Here is a 15,701-nt window from a genome sequence, read left to right on the forward strand (position 1 = left end):
TCTCGCGGCAACTGCGCCTCGTGCGGGGATTGGCCTTACCTCGATTTCGAAGCCGAAGGTTCAGCCCGAAATCGGGAAGCTGGCGCGGAAGACGCCCTGCGGGTCGCGGGCCTGCTCGAGCTTGCGCAGCCGATCCAAGGTGCCGGTGTCGAAAACGTCTGCGGAACTGTGGCCGGGGGCAGGACGGTCTGCGGCCGCTGACACGCGCGCCTAGGTCGGCGACGATGCGCTTCTGAGTGGCGAGTACCGCGGCAACGGTGTCCGGGTCGGAGCCGACGGCCTGTAGAGACAGTCGCGTAGGACTGCTCCAGCCGCGACGTCCCCGGACCGCACACCGAGCCGAGCCCCGATTTCACCGGCGCATCACCGAGTTGATCGAGCGCGCGATCAACGGCGTCGAGCTACCCGACTATCCAGGGGTGCCGGACTCCAGGGCGGACTGCCGGTCACCTCGTCGGCCGAATCGCAGGCACATAACGTCGACAGAGACGCTGGGTAGGCCATCGCAGACTACGTCCGGTCATGCCGCCTACCGCGAGGATCTGTACTGGTCGGCATAGCAATCGGAAAATCTACGGGCCGTGCGACTTCCGTCAGACGGCGGTGTATGCCCGGAACGGGCCATCCCACCATCGTCGTATCCAGGTCCGCCCCGGCCTCCTTCGGCCGGGGCGGACCTGTGCCGATTTCACCCGCGGTCAGACGGTCGCGACCGGAGCCTCCGCACCTGTCGCGACGATCCGGCGACGTCGGCTCGGCGCCAGCAGGGTCGGGTGCCTCACGGACCAAGCCGCGCCCGAGCAGATCAGCTCCTTGATGCGCGCGGCCTTGCGACCCACGTCGACCTTGGCGGTCGGCTGATCCTCCTTGGTCACCTTCTGCACGATGGCATCGCGGCGGCCGAGGCTGATGCACTGGCTGTTGTAGCCGATGGGGGCATCGGGAACCGCACGTCCGGTCAGCCGAGCGGCAATGGCGTCGGCGCCGAGCCAGGCCATCGGGGAGGCGGTGGCGCAGCCCATGCGCAACGTCTTGCCGCCCACTCCCGCGGCGTGCGCGGCGTCGCCGACGGCGTAGACATCCGGATGCGAGACCGAGCGCTGGGTAGCGTCGACCACGATCCGTCCGGCCTCGGAAACGGTGAGCGTGCTGGCGGCCGCGATCGGGTGGACGGCGAAGCCCGCTGTCCAGACGGTCAGCTGAGCGGGGATCTCCGCTCCCGATCGGGTGGTCACGCCATCTTCGGTGACCCTGACGACGTCCGTGTGCTCGTGGACGGTGATGCCCAACCGTTCGAACGCGTCGCGCAGGTGGCTCTGCGCCTTCTCGTCGAGCCAGTCGCCGACGCCACCGCGCGCGGCCATCGCGACCTTCAGATCCGGGCGCGCCTCGGCGATCTCGGTGGCGGCCTCGATACTGGTCAGGCCACCACCCACGATCAGCACGGTCTCGCCCGTTCGCAGTTGGCTCAGGCGTTCCCGCAGCCGAAGCGCGGCCTGCTTGCTCGCCACATGGTGAGCGTGCTCGACCACGCCGGGCACGCCGTAATCGGCGACGGTGCTGCCGAGGGCGTAGACGAGTGTGTCGTAGGCGAGGGTCTCGGCCCCTTGATCGCCGACCAGTGCGACGGTCTTGCGGTCCACGTCGAGCGAATCCACCCATGCGATGCGCACTTCGACGCCGGTGCCGGCGAACATCTTGCGCAGTGGACGAACCGGCAGGTCCTGCCCGGCTGCGAGTTGGTGCAGGCGCACCCGTTCGACGAAGTCGGGATCGGCGTTCACCAGGGTGATCTGGACGTCGTCGCGGCGCAGTCGCTTGGCCAGGCGGCCGGCGGTGGTGGCTCCGGCGTACCCGGCTCCGAGGACGACGATGCGGTGCTTCATGATGTTGCCTCCTGTCTCGGTGGGTTCGGAACTTGAACCGGACAGCCGCACGAATGCTGACAGGAGCAGAGTGTGATGTGGGTCACCACAAATCGGGCAGGGGCGCTCCCGGTGCGTAGGTGGCCCACTGGCGATTGGCGAACGCCAGCTTGTCGGGGTTGACGTGGGCGTGCATGGCGGCGATGCCGTCGGCGGTCACCTCCAGCACCACGACGCCGACGATGCGATCCTCGGCAACCAGGACCAGCGCGGGCCTGCCATTGACGATCGCGGCGTAGGGCGTGGGCTTGCCGCCGAGCTTGTCCCACTTGGCGCCCGTAGGTTTGATGGCCAGCCGCACGAACATCGCGATCCGCTCGGCGCCGACGAGCGGCCGGTTCAAGGTGGCGAAGAAGGTTCCGCCGTCACCGATGATCGTGGCGTCATCGGTGAGTAACCGCACCAGTTCGTCGGTCCGGCCGCTGACCGCGGCGGCCAGGAATTCCTCCACGATCCGGCGGGCGGCGGCCTCGTCCACCTCGATGCGCGCCCGTTCCACGGCCAGGTGCTGTTTGGCGCGGCGATAGACCTGCTGGCAATTGGATTCGGTGATGTCGAGCAGGTCGGCGATCTCGTGGTGCGCGTAGCCGAAGGCCTCGCGGAGTACATACACCACGCGTTCCTTGGCGGTGAGCCGTTCCATGAGCGTGAGCATCGCGATCGACACCGATTCACGCTGTTCGACGGTGTCGGCCGGGCCCAGCATCGGGTCGCCGGCCAGCAGCGGCTCCGGCAGCCATTCCCCCACATAGGTTTCCCGGCGCGCGCGGGCCGAGGTGAGCTGGTTGAGGCACAGATTGGTGAGCACCTTGGTCAGCCACGCATCGGGCGACTCGACGTATGCACGGTCGGCGGCCTGCCAGCGCAGATAGGTCTCCTGCACCACGTCCTCGGCGTCGCTGGCCGAGCCCAGCAAGCGGTAGGCGATCGCTTCCAGGCGACCCCTGGAGCTTTCGAACAGATCGGCCTCGCGCGTGAGCAACATGTTGGCCATCGTCAGCCATGTGCACCGTGTGTGTCCAGCGGTAACGGTTCCCCGGCCTGGCTGTTCATGGGTCCACGCGCACGTGGCGGCCACTACCGGAAATTTCGTACTCCGACATCTGTGACCTCACCGCTGTAGTACGCCAGCCGGAGCCTCTGCACGGCCAGCCAGTTGCCGCGCCGTGCCGGAAGCCGGGGTGATCACGGTTTGTGTCGGGTGCACGTGAGTTGTTCACCGTCGCTGGTGCACCATTGCTGATAGCCGCTGCGGAAGGAACCGGCCCACTGGTAGTGATCGTCGGTCGGTGCCGGAGTGTGGGGTGTGTAATTGCCTGCCGCTTCGGTGTCCCCGGTGCCGCTGTAAGCGATCTGCTGCGGGTAGGGGTAGACCGGGCGGCTGTATTCGACTGTGTGGGCAGTCGGTGCTTCTACCGCGCCGGTCATCGCGTTGGTGCCCGCGCCGTCGCCGGAGTATTTCTCCGCGATGACGGCTTCGGGTCCGGTGCCTCGTTCGGTCCATTTCAGTAGGGGTGTCAGGAGGTCGAAGTTGACCGGTCCGTAGCCGCCGCCGCAGTGGAACATCCCGGGGAACATGTAGAGCCGGTAGGAGTCATCGGCCATCGGTTGCCCGACAGTGTCGATAACGGCCTGACGATAGGCGATGGACCCTTGCGGGGGGATGAAGCCGTCGGACCAGCCGTGCCAGTGGATGAGTTTGCCGCCCCGGCTGAAGAACGGGCGTAGGTCGGGGTCGGTCGCGTCGTAGATACCGCCGACGGAGTCGACGTAGTTCTTCAGGTTGTCGGCGGTGAATACCGAGGCGTCGACCGGGTGGGAAGGATCGGGTTCCCACGCGCCGACCCAGCGCAGGAATCCGGCGCCGATCTTGTACATGAAGGTCGCTTCACGTCCCTTGCCCTCGGGTGGGACGATCAGGCCGATCCACTGTGGTTCGGAGCCGATGGGTTCGCCGCCGGGGTAGAGGTGGGTGCCGTCGGGAGCTACCACGCCGGTGTAGATCTTGCGGACGACATCGACCTGTTCAGCGGTCAGGCAATCGGAATTGTCTCGTCCGGCAGGACAGCTGAGGCTTGCGGGATCGAAGGTGCAAGTGCGGGGGTCTTGGATGGTGCCGTCGTTCAAGCCGGGATCGGCGCAAGCTTTGATCACCGCGGTGTGCAGCGTGTCGATCTTCGACGCCGGCAGAATGACCGAGCCGTCGGCGCGGAAATCGACGGTGGACAAATATGCTTCTTCGAAGCCGTTCAATGCCGTCTGGTTGAAAGCCGGGGCACCAGCGAGGATTCCGTCGAAGTCCCCGGGGAAGCGCTGGGCTTCCATGAGCGCCTGGCGGCCACCGTCGGAGCAGCCGTCGTAGTAGTTGTAGCGCGGCGCACTGCCGTAGAACGCGGCGATGATAGCCTTGGCGGCCAGGGAGAACACGTGCTCCGAGCGGTATCCGAAGTCGACCTTCAGTTGCGGATCGGTCGCCCATACTTCGGCGCCGCCGGTGTCGGTGTGGCCTTGGTTGTCGGTACCGATGGCCAGGGTTCCGTCGGTGACCGGTGCGCAGCCCGTGCTCGCGGGCGGTCCTCCGCCGAGATCGACCATGCCGCAGTAGCCTCCGCAGCCTTGCTGGAGGTAGCGGCCGCGGTAGGTGGTGGTGGGCAGGCGTAGTTCGAATTGGATCTGGGGATTCACGAAGCCGGTGACATCGCAGTACTCGTACTGGTTCTGATCGCTTTCGGCAACGACCGTGGCCGACTTGATCGACGCATGGGCGTCTTCGCCGAGCTGGCCGAAGTCGCGACCTGTCAGGTCGGCGCAGGCCAGTTTCGGCGCGACCACGGGTAGCTGTGCGTCGTCGGTCAACCGTTGCACCGCCGGCAACGAGGGGGCGGCCGGACTGGAATCACCACTGTCGGAGCTCGAACAGCTGATGGCCATCAGTACCGCGACCGCCGGAATGAGTGTTCGGACGGTCGCCTGTCGTAGTCGCCGGAGGGCCTGCACGTGCCTGCCTTTCTGAAGGGGCGAACCGGACCGCCGGTTCTTGGTGATGCCGGAGTCCGCTGAGTTGGTCATGACCCGAAGTGGTCGGGAAGTCGGGGATCTCGGAAGAAAGCCCAGATGAGCTGACCGGCATTGATCGAGGCGGCAATCTCACCGACCAGTCCGACAGGCCGGGTGTGACCGCCGCAGGTCGGGTCCCCGCGGAGTGCGCGAGCGGCCATCGACGAGTTGATCGCCGAGGGGATTGCGAACCGGGCCGCTCGCGTACGGGTGGTGAACTGCACGGCGTACTGGCCGAGGTCGCGGCTCGGCATGAGATCGTAGCTCTGATCGGTCGCCTCGGCACTCAGGTGGTGCGGTATCAGCTTCGACTCTCCCTCCGGTCGGGACGGCCGCAAATCTCGCTCGAGGAAAATTCAGCGATCATCGATGCAGTAACCGCCCATCAACAGGCAGGCGCCGAGCAGGCCATGCGCGGCCACCTCGGCAGCGTGATCACCGGCCATATCGACCGATGACGCGGGTCATCGCTTATTCGGGATCCGACACACTCTCTCACCTGTCCATACGATTGTCAACAATTTTGCAGACAGAACCTCGCGTTGGGTGCGGAGGTGATCTATCCCGCACGTTGCTGAAGCGCCGTTCGCACTACCGACTGATGCGACTGGCCGGTCCAAGGTGCCGGTGTCGAAACCTCTGACACACTTCGGGTCGGCTTTCGTTGTCGACCGGCCCGCTGGCCAGCGCCTAGTGGCCTGATCGGCGGCGACCGAACGGAGCCGGTCACCGCTCCAGGAAAGCTATGCCGGCCACGGCGTAGCCCTCTGCGCCGAAGGCAAGCCAGAAACTGTAACCTGTGTCAGAAATCGCGTGGTGTGTCTCGCAAGGTGACCCACAGGCGGGTGCCGCCGAGCGGGCTGTCGGTGAGTTGCGCCGTGCCGCCGTGCAATCCGGCCTGCTGGGCGACCAGGGCGAGGCCGAGGCCGCTGCCAGAGGCGGTGGTGTCACCGCGGGTGAAGCGGTCGAAGAGGCGCTCGCGGTCACGTTCGGGGATGCCGGTGCCATTGTCGTCGACGGTGAGTTCGATGCGGTCGCCGTCGCGGCGGGCGTTGATATCGACGCGGATGGCGTGGCCGTGGCGGACGGAGTTGGTGACGGCATTCTCGAGGATGCTGCGCAAGCCCGCGGCGAGGCCGCGGATGCGCAGGGGTTCGGTGACGGTGGAGTCCACGGTGATGTCGGGGTGGGTGCGGTGGGCGTCCTCGACGATCTGGTCGATGAGGTCGTCGAGATCGACGTCATCGAAATCGTCGGCTGTGGCAAGTTGACCCAGGGCCAGGCGTTCCAAGGCCATCAAGGTGTCCTCGACGGAGCGTTGGGTGGTGAGGATGTCGTCGAGGATCTCGTGACGGTCGGCTTCAGGGAGGTCCATGGTGCGCAGGACTTGCAGATCGGTGCGCATGGAGGTGAGCGGGGTACGCAACTCGTGGGCCGAGGTGGCGGCGAAGTCGCGTGCGGCGGCCAGCGCGTCGGCGGTATGGTGGCGTTCCTCCGCGATGCGGTCGAGCATGCGGTTCATGGCCGCGGTGAGTTCGGCGGTCTCGGTGGTGCCGTGGGCGGGCGGAACGTCGAGGGACAGCCGAGTTCCCACATTGGCGGTGGCAGTGGTCAGTTTGCGGAGCGGGAGGACCGCGCGGTGGGCGAAGAACCAGCCTAGTCCCGCCGCGATGGCGATCGCCGCCGCGCCGACCGCGAGGATGCGGTTGCGCTGATCGGCGACGGTCTGAGCGAGGGTCTGCTGGGGGACGCTCGCGGCGACCAGGACGGTGCTGCCGGGGGCCACCTGGGTGGGGACGTCCCAGGTGAGGTGGGAGTCCGGGCCGGCGTCGTCGGCGCGCTGGGTCAGGAAGAGGTAGCGGCCGATCGAGGGGCGTGCGCCGGACGATCCTGGTGTCGAATTCGTGTCGCGTGTAGGGGGATTCGGCGCTTCCGAGATCATCGGAGGCGGTGGGGGAATCGAATCCAGAAGCGGTACGGGGGAATTCGGTTCGGTGGGAGTGACGGCGGTGATGCGCAGCGAGCGCACGGCCTTGTCCACCTGCTGTTCGGTGCCCGAGGGGGCAAGGGCGAAGAAGGTCGCGCACATGGCGGCGGCGACGAGAGTGGCGGCGGTGGCGCTGGCCAAGGCCACCCGGGTGCACAGGGACACAGGACGTTTCATCGTTCCACCCGCAGGACGAAGCCGATGCCGCGAACGGTGTGGATGAGGCGGGGGCCACCGGTGGCTTCCAACTTGCGGCGGAGGTAGGCCACGAAGACGTCCACGACCTTGGTTTGGGTTCGAAAGTCGTAGCCCCAGACGCGATCCAGAAGCTGAGTGCGGCTCAGGACCTGGCCGGGGGCGTCGGCGAGGGCGGCCAGCAGGTCGAACTCGCGTTTGGTGAGATCCAAGGGCCGGTCGTCGAGGTAGGCGCGGCGGGCGGCGGGCAGGATGGTCAGCGGGCCGACGACGGTGCGGCCGGGGTCGGCGGTCGGCGCGGGGACGCGGCGCAGCAGGGCGCGCAGGCGGGCGGCGAGCTCGCCCAGGTCGAAGGGTTTGGTGAGGTAGTCGTCGGCGCCCGCCTCGAGCGCGCCGATCCGGTCGACGACCTCTGAACGCGCGCTGAGTACGCAGATGGGGATGTCGTTGCCGAGGGCGCGCAGGGCTGTGACGACCTGAACCCCGTCCAGGCGAGGCATGTTCAGATCCAGGACCATGGCCGCTGGGGTGTCGGCGGCGATGGCGGCCAGCGCGGTAGCCCCGTCCACGGCGGTGTCCACCTCGAAGCCCGACAGCCGCAGCCCGCGTGCCACCGAGGTGAGCACGCGGGCGTCGTCGTCGACCACCAGTACTCGACTGCTCGTCACGATTCGACGATAGCGACGAACGGATCAGCGACGGGAGCAGATGATGACGTGGTGGCCCGCGCCGTCGACGTCGTCGCGCTCGACGTGGATCTGGCCGGGGTCCTCACCGGGGGCGGCCTCGCACGGGCCGCCGTCGCCGGGCGCGCCGTCGCCGGGGGTGACGATGACCACGCGGCGTCCGTCGGGGCCGTTGAACTCGCCTCGGCCGTCGGGGCCGATCACGATCCGCTGTCCCTCGGGGCCGATCACGAAACGCTGCCCGTCGGGGCCCACCTCGATCTGCGGGCGCGCGGGCGGGCCCGGAGCGGGTTCGGCGCCGGCCACGGCGGGCAGCGCCAGCGCCATGACGGCGGCGCTGCCCGCGAGGGCGGTGGTGAGGCGGCGAACGGTGAACAACGACATGGGCACAACTCCTTCGCTCGGGGGACGATGATTCGTCCGATCTGTCGAACGCCGTCGACGTTATGAGCGCAGTGCTGGGGGACCGTTCGGTAACGGTTAGGAAATCGATAGAAACACTCAGGCGCGTCCGGCGAGCCGCCCGGTGATGCGCCGCGCGATGTTCTCGGCGGTGAAGCCGAAGATCCCGCGTCGACACATCCAGTCCGGCCGCGCGCAGCTGCGACGACATCGCCGAAGCGGCGCCGCCGTGCGGGCCGCCGCCCTCGACGATTCGCAGGCGAACATGGACGAGCAGCCGACTGTTGCTGACCGCGTCCATTCCGCGTATGGACGCGCCGCACGCTGCCGAACTGCGTTCGAGTCGGAAGGACCCGGGCACGTCGCGATCACGTAACAGCTCGAAAGTGCGCTTTCACCCACAAGGAAGCGAGTTCGGTCGCCGCTCGAACGATCACCTCGCTGCGCGACAGCGGAGCACGCGCCGCCTGGCCGGCCCGCGGCGGCGCGTGCGACGACGGCGGTCAGAAGCCGTTGCTTTGCCCCCCGCCCGCGTAGAAGCCGTGCGCGCCGCCCTCGGCGGAGCAGCCCATCTGCAACGAGTAGGTGGCGAAACAATTGGTGCCGCCCCACGTTATGGTCGGCGGATTGAACGGCGCGCCCACCAATGCCGGATTGCCGCCGGGCAGCGTGTGCTTGTTGCCCCCCGACCAGTCGGGGTGCGCGGGCATGCCCGAGTGGTCGACCACGATCGCGGGCACGTATGGCCACGGAATACCCTGGCCGCGGGCCCCATTGAACGACACCCACATCACCGCCTGGGGCGGTGCGACATCACATCCGGCCGATCCGTCCGGGCCGATGGAGCAGTTGAGCCCGTTGGCGTTGAAATACACGCTGTCGCCGACGACATACGGCGACGGGTCGACGGTTTCGGCGGTGGCCGGCGCGGCCCCCAACGCGACCGCGGCGGCTGCGGCGCAACCGGCTGTCGCGGTAAGGGTCAGCAGTCGAATTCGTTCGAACACAGAAGTCTCCTTCGAATAGACAAGCGATGTTTCCATCCGGAACAGTTGCCGCAGGCTCTCATCCAGCCGTATGAGCGCGAACATCGTCGAGGTGATGGCGAATCATCGCTAGGTCAGCCGTTACGAATATCGCTGACGCAGTTGATGTTCATTCGACGTCCAGCGCTGCGGTAGAGAGTCGGCGGCTCGCTCATCCTGACTGACTTGGTTGGTTTTGTCAGTTCCCACGAGCGGTAAACCGACGTGAGGCAGTCGGTGGGATCGCGCGTTGGCACCGTGGCCCTGGTCCGGGTGAATCGCCACCGTGCCGTAGCGGTATTCACAGTCCACGGGACTGTGGAAGGGAGGGCCGCCGCCATGCCTGATCGACAGAGCAAAGGCGGGGAACCGGCGCTGTCGCCCCCAACGAGAATCGAGGTGCTCGTGGGTCTTGCGTCCGGCGTGGCACGCCGGACTATCCTGGGCCGGTGGGTGACGGGGATGAGCTGGTCGAATCGACGGGAATTGATCCGTGGGCCGCTTATCTGCCGGGTCAGGAATTGGTGCCTGCCTACTTGGTGTCTCGGTTCGCCGCGCAGTACTGCGCGATCGTCGATGTGCTGGTCGAGGCACAGGACACCAGTCTGACCGGGATGTCGTTCGATGAGATCGCTACCCGATTGCAGGCGTGGGTGAGTGAGCGTGCCGGACAGGAGGTGGCCGATCGGCTGTTGCACGAGGATTCTTCGCGCTCGATGCGCGTTTGACCAGCCTGGTTCGGTGGGGGGTGCTCACTCGGTGGCAGGAGCCGGCGCGCCGCCCTCGCTGCGGTGGAACCGCAAGCCGTCCAGCGCGCTCGATCGGCTCCCGGGCTCTGGGGAAGTCCTGCCGATGTTCCCCGTGGCAGTCGCCTGGATGTTGGGCGGCGGTTGTAGTCAGGAACGACGCAAACAGTGATCCGATCAAATAGGCTGAAAGAGCGATGAATTCGGACAGGGCGGCACGAGAAGCGCGAAAGTGTCAGCGAGACCCGCAAGCTGTTGAAGCTCGTAACCGTCGGCTCAACAAGATGAGCAAGGACTCACGAGACCTTTTGGAGAGCGTCGCCGACCGCCTGCCTTCTGACCTGGTCGACAGCTACCGGACCTATAGCGACGTGGGTGAGTGGGCGATGCTCGTCGACGTGCTGTGCGCCATTCTCGTCAAGCGCCGGATCCCGGTCACTGAAGCGGAACGCGATGCCGTGGCGAACGTGCTCGGCCAGTTCGATCTCCCAGTGGAGGGATATCGCTACCTCAACGATCCCCAAGGCGTGCTGTCTGAGCTCAACGTGGTGACCGCGTAAATTCGTGATCCCATCGGGGCCAAGCGGCCGAGTCGTCCTCGGCGGCGACGCTTTGAGCCAGTTACTGAAAAGCAAGACATCCTGATTGGGTGTAAACCAAGCCCAGGGCGGGCAGTCCGAAGCCCCTACCCGATGATCTCTAGCCGACCGGTGTATCGCCCGCGAGCCGCCACTGCCCGGCGGCCTCCAACGCACCTCGGTCGGTAGCGTGGTCGCTGATTCTCAGGATCGCAACGTTGTCCGGTAGGTGTCGCGGAACGCTTCGCGCACCACGGCCGCGTCCGGTGCGCGCCGGCCCTCTATCCCCGCGACTACTTCAGACACGTCAGTAGTTCGACGGGACCAGACGCGCCGAGGTCACCGCAGCCAGGGCCACATCCGCCGCTTCCTCCGGCTTGTCGGCCGCGACCAGGGCCAGGCCGAGGTCCACGTTCGCCGACGCGATCCGGCGCGGCCGGACGGTCGGGGAGCGCAACAGGTCCGCCACGACGTGCTGTGCGTAGGACTCCGCCGCCGGATCACCGAGCAAGGACAATGTGGTAGCCACGTAGGCGTCCGACTTGGCCGGGTCGTATCGGAAATGGTGCTCCGGCCGGTCGGGCGTGCTCAGGCCGGACACCAGCCGTGCGACTCTGCGCAGCGCTCCGTATGTGCCCTTGTCGTCCCCGAGCCCGTGCCGAATTTGGTCTCCGACGGGTAGCCTCTGCGAAGGTTGACCGCAGACAAGGCCCACATCACAGCCGCGACCGGTACCGACGGGACCATGACCGCACAGGCGGCGGCGCGATCGCCGCCGGCGCTGTCGCCGCTGCATCTCGGGTATCGGCGAGCCGTGGTCAGGTCAGGCAATCCATTTCGTCGCCGCGGCAACGCCATCAAAGGCTGCTGGAAACGGGTGTTCGGGAGCCAGCCGGTTGTAGGCGGCGGTGAGCATTACACCCTCCGTCGACACGACGACACCGCTGGCCCCCGAACTGATCAGTCCTAGCAGCAACCTCTTCACGTGCGGGAAGTCCGCCAAGTTCGGTCCACGGGCTGCGGTCTCAGCTTGCGCGAAGTGTATCGGGATCGGTACGCAACACACGATCCGCGAACGAGCGATATGTGGCCTGGATGACACTCGGCTGCAACAAGAAATCCTTCGCTTCCAGGGCCAAGTGCTCAGGGATCGGTCTGATCTCGCCGATGGCTTCGGCGCGCACCTGCATTTTCGCGGCGTGCTCGAGCATCAACGCGAGGACGGTCGCCTCCTCGATCGTGCGGCCCGTGGTAAGCATCCCGTGATGAGCCAGCAGGATCGCCCGCTTGTCGCCCAAGCCCTCGGAAATCAACTCACCTTCGTGATCGGCGACCGGAACGCCTGGCCAATCGGGGAGGAAGGCCACGTCTTGATAGAGCGGTGTTGCGTCCATATGCGAGATCACCAGAGGACGGCCGATCATCGACAGCGCGGAGATATAGGGTGGATGGGTGTGAATTATGCAGTTCACGTCCGGACGTGCACGGTACACCCAGTAATGAAACCGGGTGGCGGGATTGGGTTGTGCCGAACCCTCGAGAGTGTTGAGGTCGTCATCGACGCGAATGACGTCGTTGACCGTCATGGCATCGAAGGCCGGGCTCCACGGCACCGTCCAGAAGCTTCCGTTGTCCGCTCGGCTGGTCACTTGCCCCGCCAACGCGAAGCAGTGCTGCTCGGCGGCCAGTATTCGACATGTCAGCGCTGTCAGTTCGCGGGCCGACCATGCCAAGCCGCTGAGCTGATCAGCCAATTGGGGCCGAATCGCCGTCGTCAGGTCTCGGGGCTCGGTGGATGTCACGATCATCTCCTGTCGGTCACAAAGTCGTGTCGGGTCCCGACCTCTCGGCAGTGTTGTAAAAGCAACTCAGCGGTCTCTGCCGGGTGGGTCAACGGCGCCAGATGCGCCAAGTCGGCGCGTTCGACGGTCCAACCCGCGTCGTCGAGTTCGGTCGCGAGCACATCGAAGAAGTGGCCCGCGGCAAGCTGGATGAACGCGGTCTCGACCGATTCGGGCACACCGGGCGCCGTTTCGGTGTGCGTGGCCAACGGCCACGGGCGAAGTTTGGACTCGATCCAGGCCGCCATTTCCGGATCGCTGATGCCAAAGGCTGTGAGAGGCAGTGGTAGTACGTAACCATCTTCGGTGGCCATGGCCTCAAAAGCTGCCCTGAGATCGGGGAGTATATCGAAGGCGCACTGTTCGCCGCGAGGTACATAGGCGTCCAGGTAGATGATCTTGGCGATCGCGCCGGGACGGTCGACCGTGGCGGCCGTCGCCGGCATTCCGGCATAGCTGTGGGCGACCAGGATGGCACCTGTTTCGATCTCGCCCGAGTCGATCATGCCGGTCAACTCGCCCCTGTGGGTATTCATACCTCCACTCGAGCTGAAGTCCGGCGCGAGGACAGGATGCCCGTTCTCAGCCAGCCGGGACGCCACCTCCGACCATGCCCAACTACCCAACCACGACCCATGGAGCAGAACTATTTGTGTCATGTCAGATGACCGCCACAACTTCGATTTCGACGAGGAAGCCGTCCGCGTAGAGGGACTCCACGCCGACCGCGGTACTGGCGGGCGGCGCTGGATGACCTGTGCGAGCTTCCACGAGGTGCCCGATCAGAGCTTCGGCTTGATCGGTGGTGTAGCCGGGGAGAAAGATGGTTTCCTTCACGATCTTGTCGCGGGAGGTGCCCCCGGCCTCCAGGACTCTGTCGATGTTCTCGTACGCCTTGCGGAACTGCTCGGCCAGATCATCGCCGACGACATTGCCCTCCGCGTCCCAGGCTACTTGCCCCGCTGTGTAGACCAACCCGACGTCGGGGAGCTTCACGCCGTGCGATATCACGCCGGTGAGAGCGGGCAGTTCTGGTGGATTGAGAGGGATTATGGCCATCGGAGCTTCTCGTTTCGAAGGGAAGGGCAGCTGTAGACTCGACGCTCCGATTATCCTATAGATCGAACGTGATCGTCAACACATCGAATGTTCGGTCATATCTGTCCGGTTCGTGTGGTTACGATGAGCGCCCGCGCCGGCTTCCCGTCGAGCGCCGCTAGGCGATGCCCGCGCCGCTCGCCAATGAACAGAGAGTCACCACAGTCGAGAATGACCGGAGCAGCGCCGATCAGGTCCAGTTCGAGACGGCCCTCGAGCACGAACAAGAACTCTTCCCCCGCGTGACGAGACCAATCGCTCATCGTCGAATCCGCGCTGAACTCCACCACCAGGGGTACGAAGGTCCTTCCCCGATCCCGCGTTGCGAGAAAGACTTCGATCCCTGTGGCCGCCGAGAAAGCTACAGGACGCGCACCGCTACGTACGACACGGTCGGCCGGCTCCGCGGGACCCGGCAGCACATCGGACAGCTCGACCCCGTAGTACCCGAGGAGCGGAAGTAGCCGTCCCAGGCTGACATCCGTGCGCCCCTGCTCGAGCAGAGAGAGAAAAGAGGCCGAGATTCCGGTCACCTCGCTGACCGCAGCCAGCGAGACCTTGCGGGCATCGCGCAGCGCGCGCAGTTTCTGCCCCAGGCCCGCAGTCCAAGCAGGCGAGGACTGACCGGTCTGAGATGACTTCGCACGAGACATGCATCCAGTTTATGGAACGCGGATCCCCCCATATGGTCGTAGCAGCCCCTGTCGTGTCCTACGAAATACTGCCTCTCCGGCTTCTTCAGCCAAAGCGGATGGACGGACCGAGGTTCGGCCGACGTCGGCAGTCGTCCAGTCGGACGGTCCGGATGTGCTCGTCGTAGTCGTCGAGCTTCAGTGAATCCGACATCTTGATCTGTCACCGTCCAGGCCAATGCCGGTTACGGCGAGATAGACTTCCGCACCAGAGAGTGCTCCTCACTTACGAAATTCTGTCTTCAGCAAACAGGATTATCGCAGTTCGGGGCCCCCTTCTTTGTTTCCGGCACACTGCCACCAATTTCGGTGAATCCGTGAGGTCAATGGAACGGTGATGTGGTCCCCGCTGGCTGACGGTGCCAGCGAACTCACGGGGCAGCGAGACCGCTGCTCGGCTTCCTGCATGCTGTAGATCACTTGGTCCACCGGGCGAAGTGCATTCGCAGGTTCGCGACCTCAGGAGTCGAACCTGCGACATCTCACCTGGGGTTGCGTCCTGCGGCGGCATCGCGTGGGAGCATGCTGACCCGAAAAACGTCCTGACCTGCGGAAATCGTTGTCCCAGGTTCGTGCCCTCGGCAGGACACGCAGAACATGGGCAACTGTAAAACGCCTGGTCATAGCGGGTGCGTATTCGATCTGACGATTTGCGGTGCGTCCGCCCGGATCGGTTTACCGTTCCCCTGTTCGTCGTGCCCACGGCGGGCACATCGAACATGGGAACGTGGACGACCTGCGGTTTTCGCATGGTCGGCTGGTGATCGAAGTCGACTACCAACTGACGGCAGGCTTCTGATTCGAGTCGGCCGCGATCCGGCACGGACAGGCCGAACTTGTAGAAACTCTGCTCCCGGACTGTCCCTCCAAACTCAAACCCCGCCTCCACGCTATCCGAGCCTCGCTGGCGCGGGTGATCGGCTGGCCGGCATACGACTCCGGCGACACGCGCGCAGCAGCCGACCACTACGAAGTCGCACGCACAGCGGCCGACGCCGCCGCCGACCCGGCGCTGACCGCTCTCGTGCTGTGCAACGCCTCCCTCGCTGCGACCCGCGGCGGAGACCCAGGACTCGGAGTCGACCACGCCGCAGCCGCCCACTGGTGGGCCACCCAATCCCGAGACCGACTGCTGACCGTCTACGCCCTGCACATGGCCGCCGAGGCCCAAGCCGAACGAGGCGACGCCCGCCAATGCCGCAGCACATTGGATGAAGCCAACGACCTCATCGACAGCGCAGACTCGACTCCGCCGGCCACCGCCTGGCCCGACGACAAGATCGACTACACCCGGCTGCTCCGTGAACAGGGAAACAGCCTCGGCGAGATCCCGAGCAAGACCGGTATCCCGAAGACATCACTGCACCGCTACCTCACACCGACGCCCGAACCGGAGTGACCCGGGCGGCTACCTGGCCAAACCGGGCTTCGGGTACCGGGTGACACGATCGTTAACAGCACCCGGATTG

Annotated in this window: 18 protein-coding genes; 4 read left to right on the top strand and 14 right to left on the bottom strand. The window is 65.8% G+C overall.

All coding sequences use genetic code 11. The annotated features are described in order from the left end of the window. Positions 1 to 60 precede the first annotated feature (60 nt). The 4 genes from ACH49X_RS32545 to ACH49X_RS32560 form a co-directional block, all read right to left on the bottom strand. The gene (locus tag ACH49X_RS32545) at positions 61 to 204 is read right to left on the bottom strand and encodes a hypothetical protein (protein WP_357209088.1); all 144 of its coding nucleotides are present in this window, start codon (positions 202 to 204) and stop codon (positions 61 to 63) included. 494 nt (positions 205 to 698) lie between these two features. Further along, positions 699 to 1,886, bottom strand: a complete 1,188-nt coding sequence (locus ACH49X_RS32550) for an NAD(P)/FAD-dependent oxidoreductase (protein WP_195083230.1) — start codon at positions 1,884 to 1,886, stop codon at positions 699 to 701. An 82-nt stretch (positions 1,887 to 1,968) separates the two neighbouring features. Continuing rightward, a complete protein-coding gene (sigJ, locus tag ACH49X_RS32555; RefSeq protein WP_357209089.1) occupies positions 1,969 to 2,910 on the bottom strand; it encodes an RNA polymerase sigma factor SigJ in 942 nt (313 codons plus the stop codon). Between the two features lie 200 nt (positions 2,911 to 3,110). After that, positions 3,111 to 4,790, bottom strand: a complete 1,680-nt coding sequence (locus ACH49X_RS32560) for a tannase/feruloyl esterase family alpha/beta hydrolase (RefSeq protein ID WP_357209091.1) — start codon at positions 4,788 to 4,790, stop codon at positions 3,111 to 3,113. Positions 4,791 to 5,002: 212 nt separating this feature from the next. Between ACH49X_RS32560 and ACH49X_RS32565 the strand changes: the two genes are divergently transcribed. Then, on the top strand, positions 5,003 to 5,440 hold the full coding sequence (locus ACH49X_RS32565) for an FCD domain-containing protein (RefSeq protein ID WP_357209093.1): 438 nt from the start codon (positions 5,003 to 5,005) through the stop codon (positions 5,438 to 5,440). A 344-nt stretch (positions 5,441 to 5,784) separates the two neighbouring features. Here the strand turns inward: ACH49X_RS32565 and ACH49X_RS32570 are convergent, their stop codons facing one another. The 4 genes from ACH49X_RS32570 to ACH49X_RS32585 form a co-directional block, all read right to left on the bottom strand. Beyond that, positions 5,785 to 7,146 carry a HAMP domain-containing sensor histidine kinase gene (locus ACH49X_RS32570; protein ID WP_357209095.1) on the bottom strand — a complete coding sequence of 454 codons (1,362 nt, stop codon included), beginning with the start codon at positions 7,144 to 7,146 and terminating at the stop codon, positions 5,785 to 5,787. Next, a complete protein-coding gene (locus tag ACH49X_RS32575) occupies positions 7,143 to 7,832 on the bottom strand; it encodes a response regulator transcription factor (RefSeq protein WP_195083226.1) in 690 nt (229 codons plus the stop codon). Before ACH49X_RS32575 ends, ACH49X_RS32570 begins: the two co-directional genes overlap by 4 nt. Positions 7,833 to 7,856: 24 nt before the next feature. Beyond that, a complete protein-coding gene (locus tag ACH49X_RS32580; RefSeq protein WP_357209097.1) occupies positions 7,857 to 8,234 on the bottom strand; it encodes a hypothetical protein in 378 nt (125 codons plus the stop codon). A 521-nt stretch (positions 8,235 to 8,755) separates the two neighbouring features. Then, positions 8,756 to 9,343, bottom strand: coding sequence for a hypothetical protein (locus ACH49X_RS32585; RefSeq protein ID WP_357209099.1), 588 nt, complete (start codon positions 9,341 to 9,343; stop codon positions 8,756 to 8,758). Between the two features lie 383 nt (positions 9,344 to 9,726). Between ACH49X_RS32585 and ACH49X_RS32590 the strand changes: the two genes are divergently transcribed. Then, on the top strand, positions 9,727 to 10,005 hold the full coding sequence (locus tag ACH49X_RS32590) for a hypothetical protein (protein ID WP_195083223.1): 279 nt from the start codon (positions 9,727 to 9,729) through the stop codon (positions 10,003 to 10,005). A 302-nt stretch (positions 10,006 to 10,307) separates the two neighbouring features. After that, positions 10,308 to 10,583, top strand: coding sequence for a MafI family immunity protein (locus tag ACH49X_RS32595; RefSeq protein WP_195083222.1), 276 nt, complete (start codon positions 10,308 to 10,310; stop codon positions 10,581 to 10,583). Positions 10,584 to 10,908: 325 nt separating this feature from the next. On the opposite strand, the gene ACH49X_RS32600 is transcribed toward ACH49X_RS32595, so the two are convergent. The 6 genes from ACH49X_RS32600 to ACH49X_RS32625 form a co-directional block, all read right to left on the bottom strand. Next, on the bottom strand, positions 10,909 to 11,202 hold the full coding sequence (locus tag ACH49X_RS32600; protein WP_323124714.1) for a hypothetical protein: 294 nt from the start codon (positions 11,200 to 11,202) through the stop codon (positions 10,909 to 10,911). 222 nt (positions 11,203 to 11,424) lie between these two features. Then, on the bottom strand, positions 11,425 to 11,517 hold the full coding sequence (locus ACH49X_RS32605) for an alpha/beta hydrolase fold domain-containing protein (protein ID WP_195083221.1): 93 nt from the start codon (positions 11,515 to 11,517) through the stop codon (positions 11,425 to 11,427). Between the two features lie 109 nt (positions 11,518 to 11,626). Next, positions 11,627 to 12,403, bottom strand: coding sequence for an aldolase (locus ACH49X_RS32610; protein ID WP_323124713.1), 777 nt, complete (start codon positions 12,401 to 12,403; stop codon positions 11,627 to 11,629). A gap of 2 nt (positions 12,404 to 12,405) precedes the next feature. Continuing rightward, a complete protein-coding gene (locus ACH49X_RS32615; protein WP_323124712.1) occupies positions 12,406 to 13,101 on the bottom strand; it encodes an alpha/beta fold hydrolase in 696 nt (231 codons plus the stop codon). Position 13,102: 1 nt separating this feature from the next. Continuing rightward, positions 13,103 to 13,501 carry a RidA family protein gene (locus ACH49X_RS32620; protein WP_195083218.1) on the bottom strand — a complete coding sequence of 133 codons (399 nt, stop codon included), beginning with the start codon at positions 13,499 to 13,501 and terminating at the stop codon, positions 13,103 to 13,105. Positions 13,502 to 13,596: 95 nt separating this feature from the next. Continuing rightward, positions 13,597 to 14,193 carry a cupin domain-containing protein gene (locus ACH49X_RS32625; RefSeq protein ID WP_357209102.1) on the bottom strand — a complete coding sequence of 199 codons (597 nt, stop codon included), beginning with the start codon at positions 14,191 to 14,193 and terminating at the stop codon, positions 13,597 to 13,599. 952 nt (positions 14,194 to 15,145) lie between these two features. On the opposite strand from ACH49X_RS32625, the gene ACH49X_RS32630 reads away from it, so the two are divergent. Further along, a complete protein-coding gene (locus ACH49X_RS32630) occupies positions 15,146 to 15,631 on the top strand; it encodes a hypothetical protein (RefSeq protein WP_357209104.1) in 486 nt (161 codons plus the stop codon). Positions 15,632 to 15,701 lie beyond the last annotated feature (70 nt).

This window comes from Nocardia sp. NPDC019323 (assembly GCF_044389845.1).
Classification (GTDB): domain Bacteria; phylum Actinomycetota; class Actinomycetes; order Mycobacteriales; family Mycobacteriaceae; genus Nocardia; species Nocardia implantans.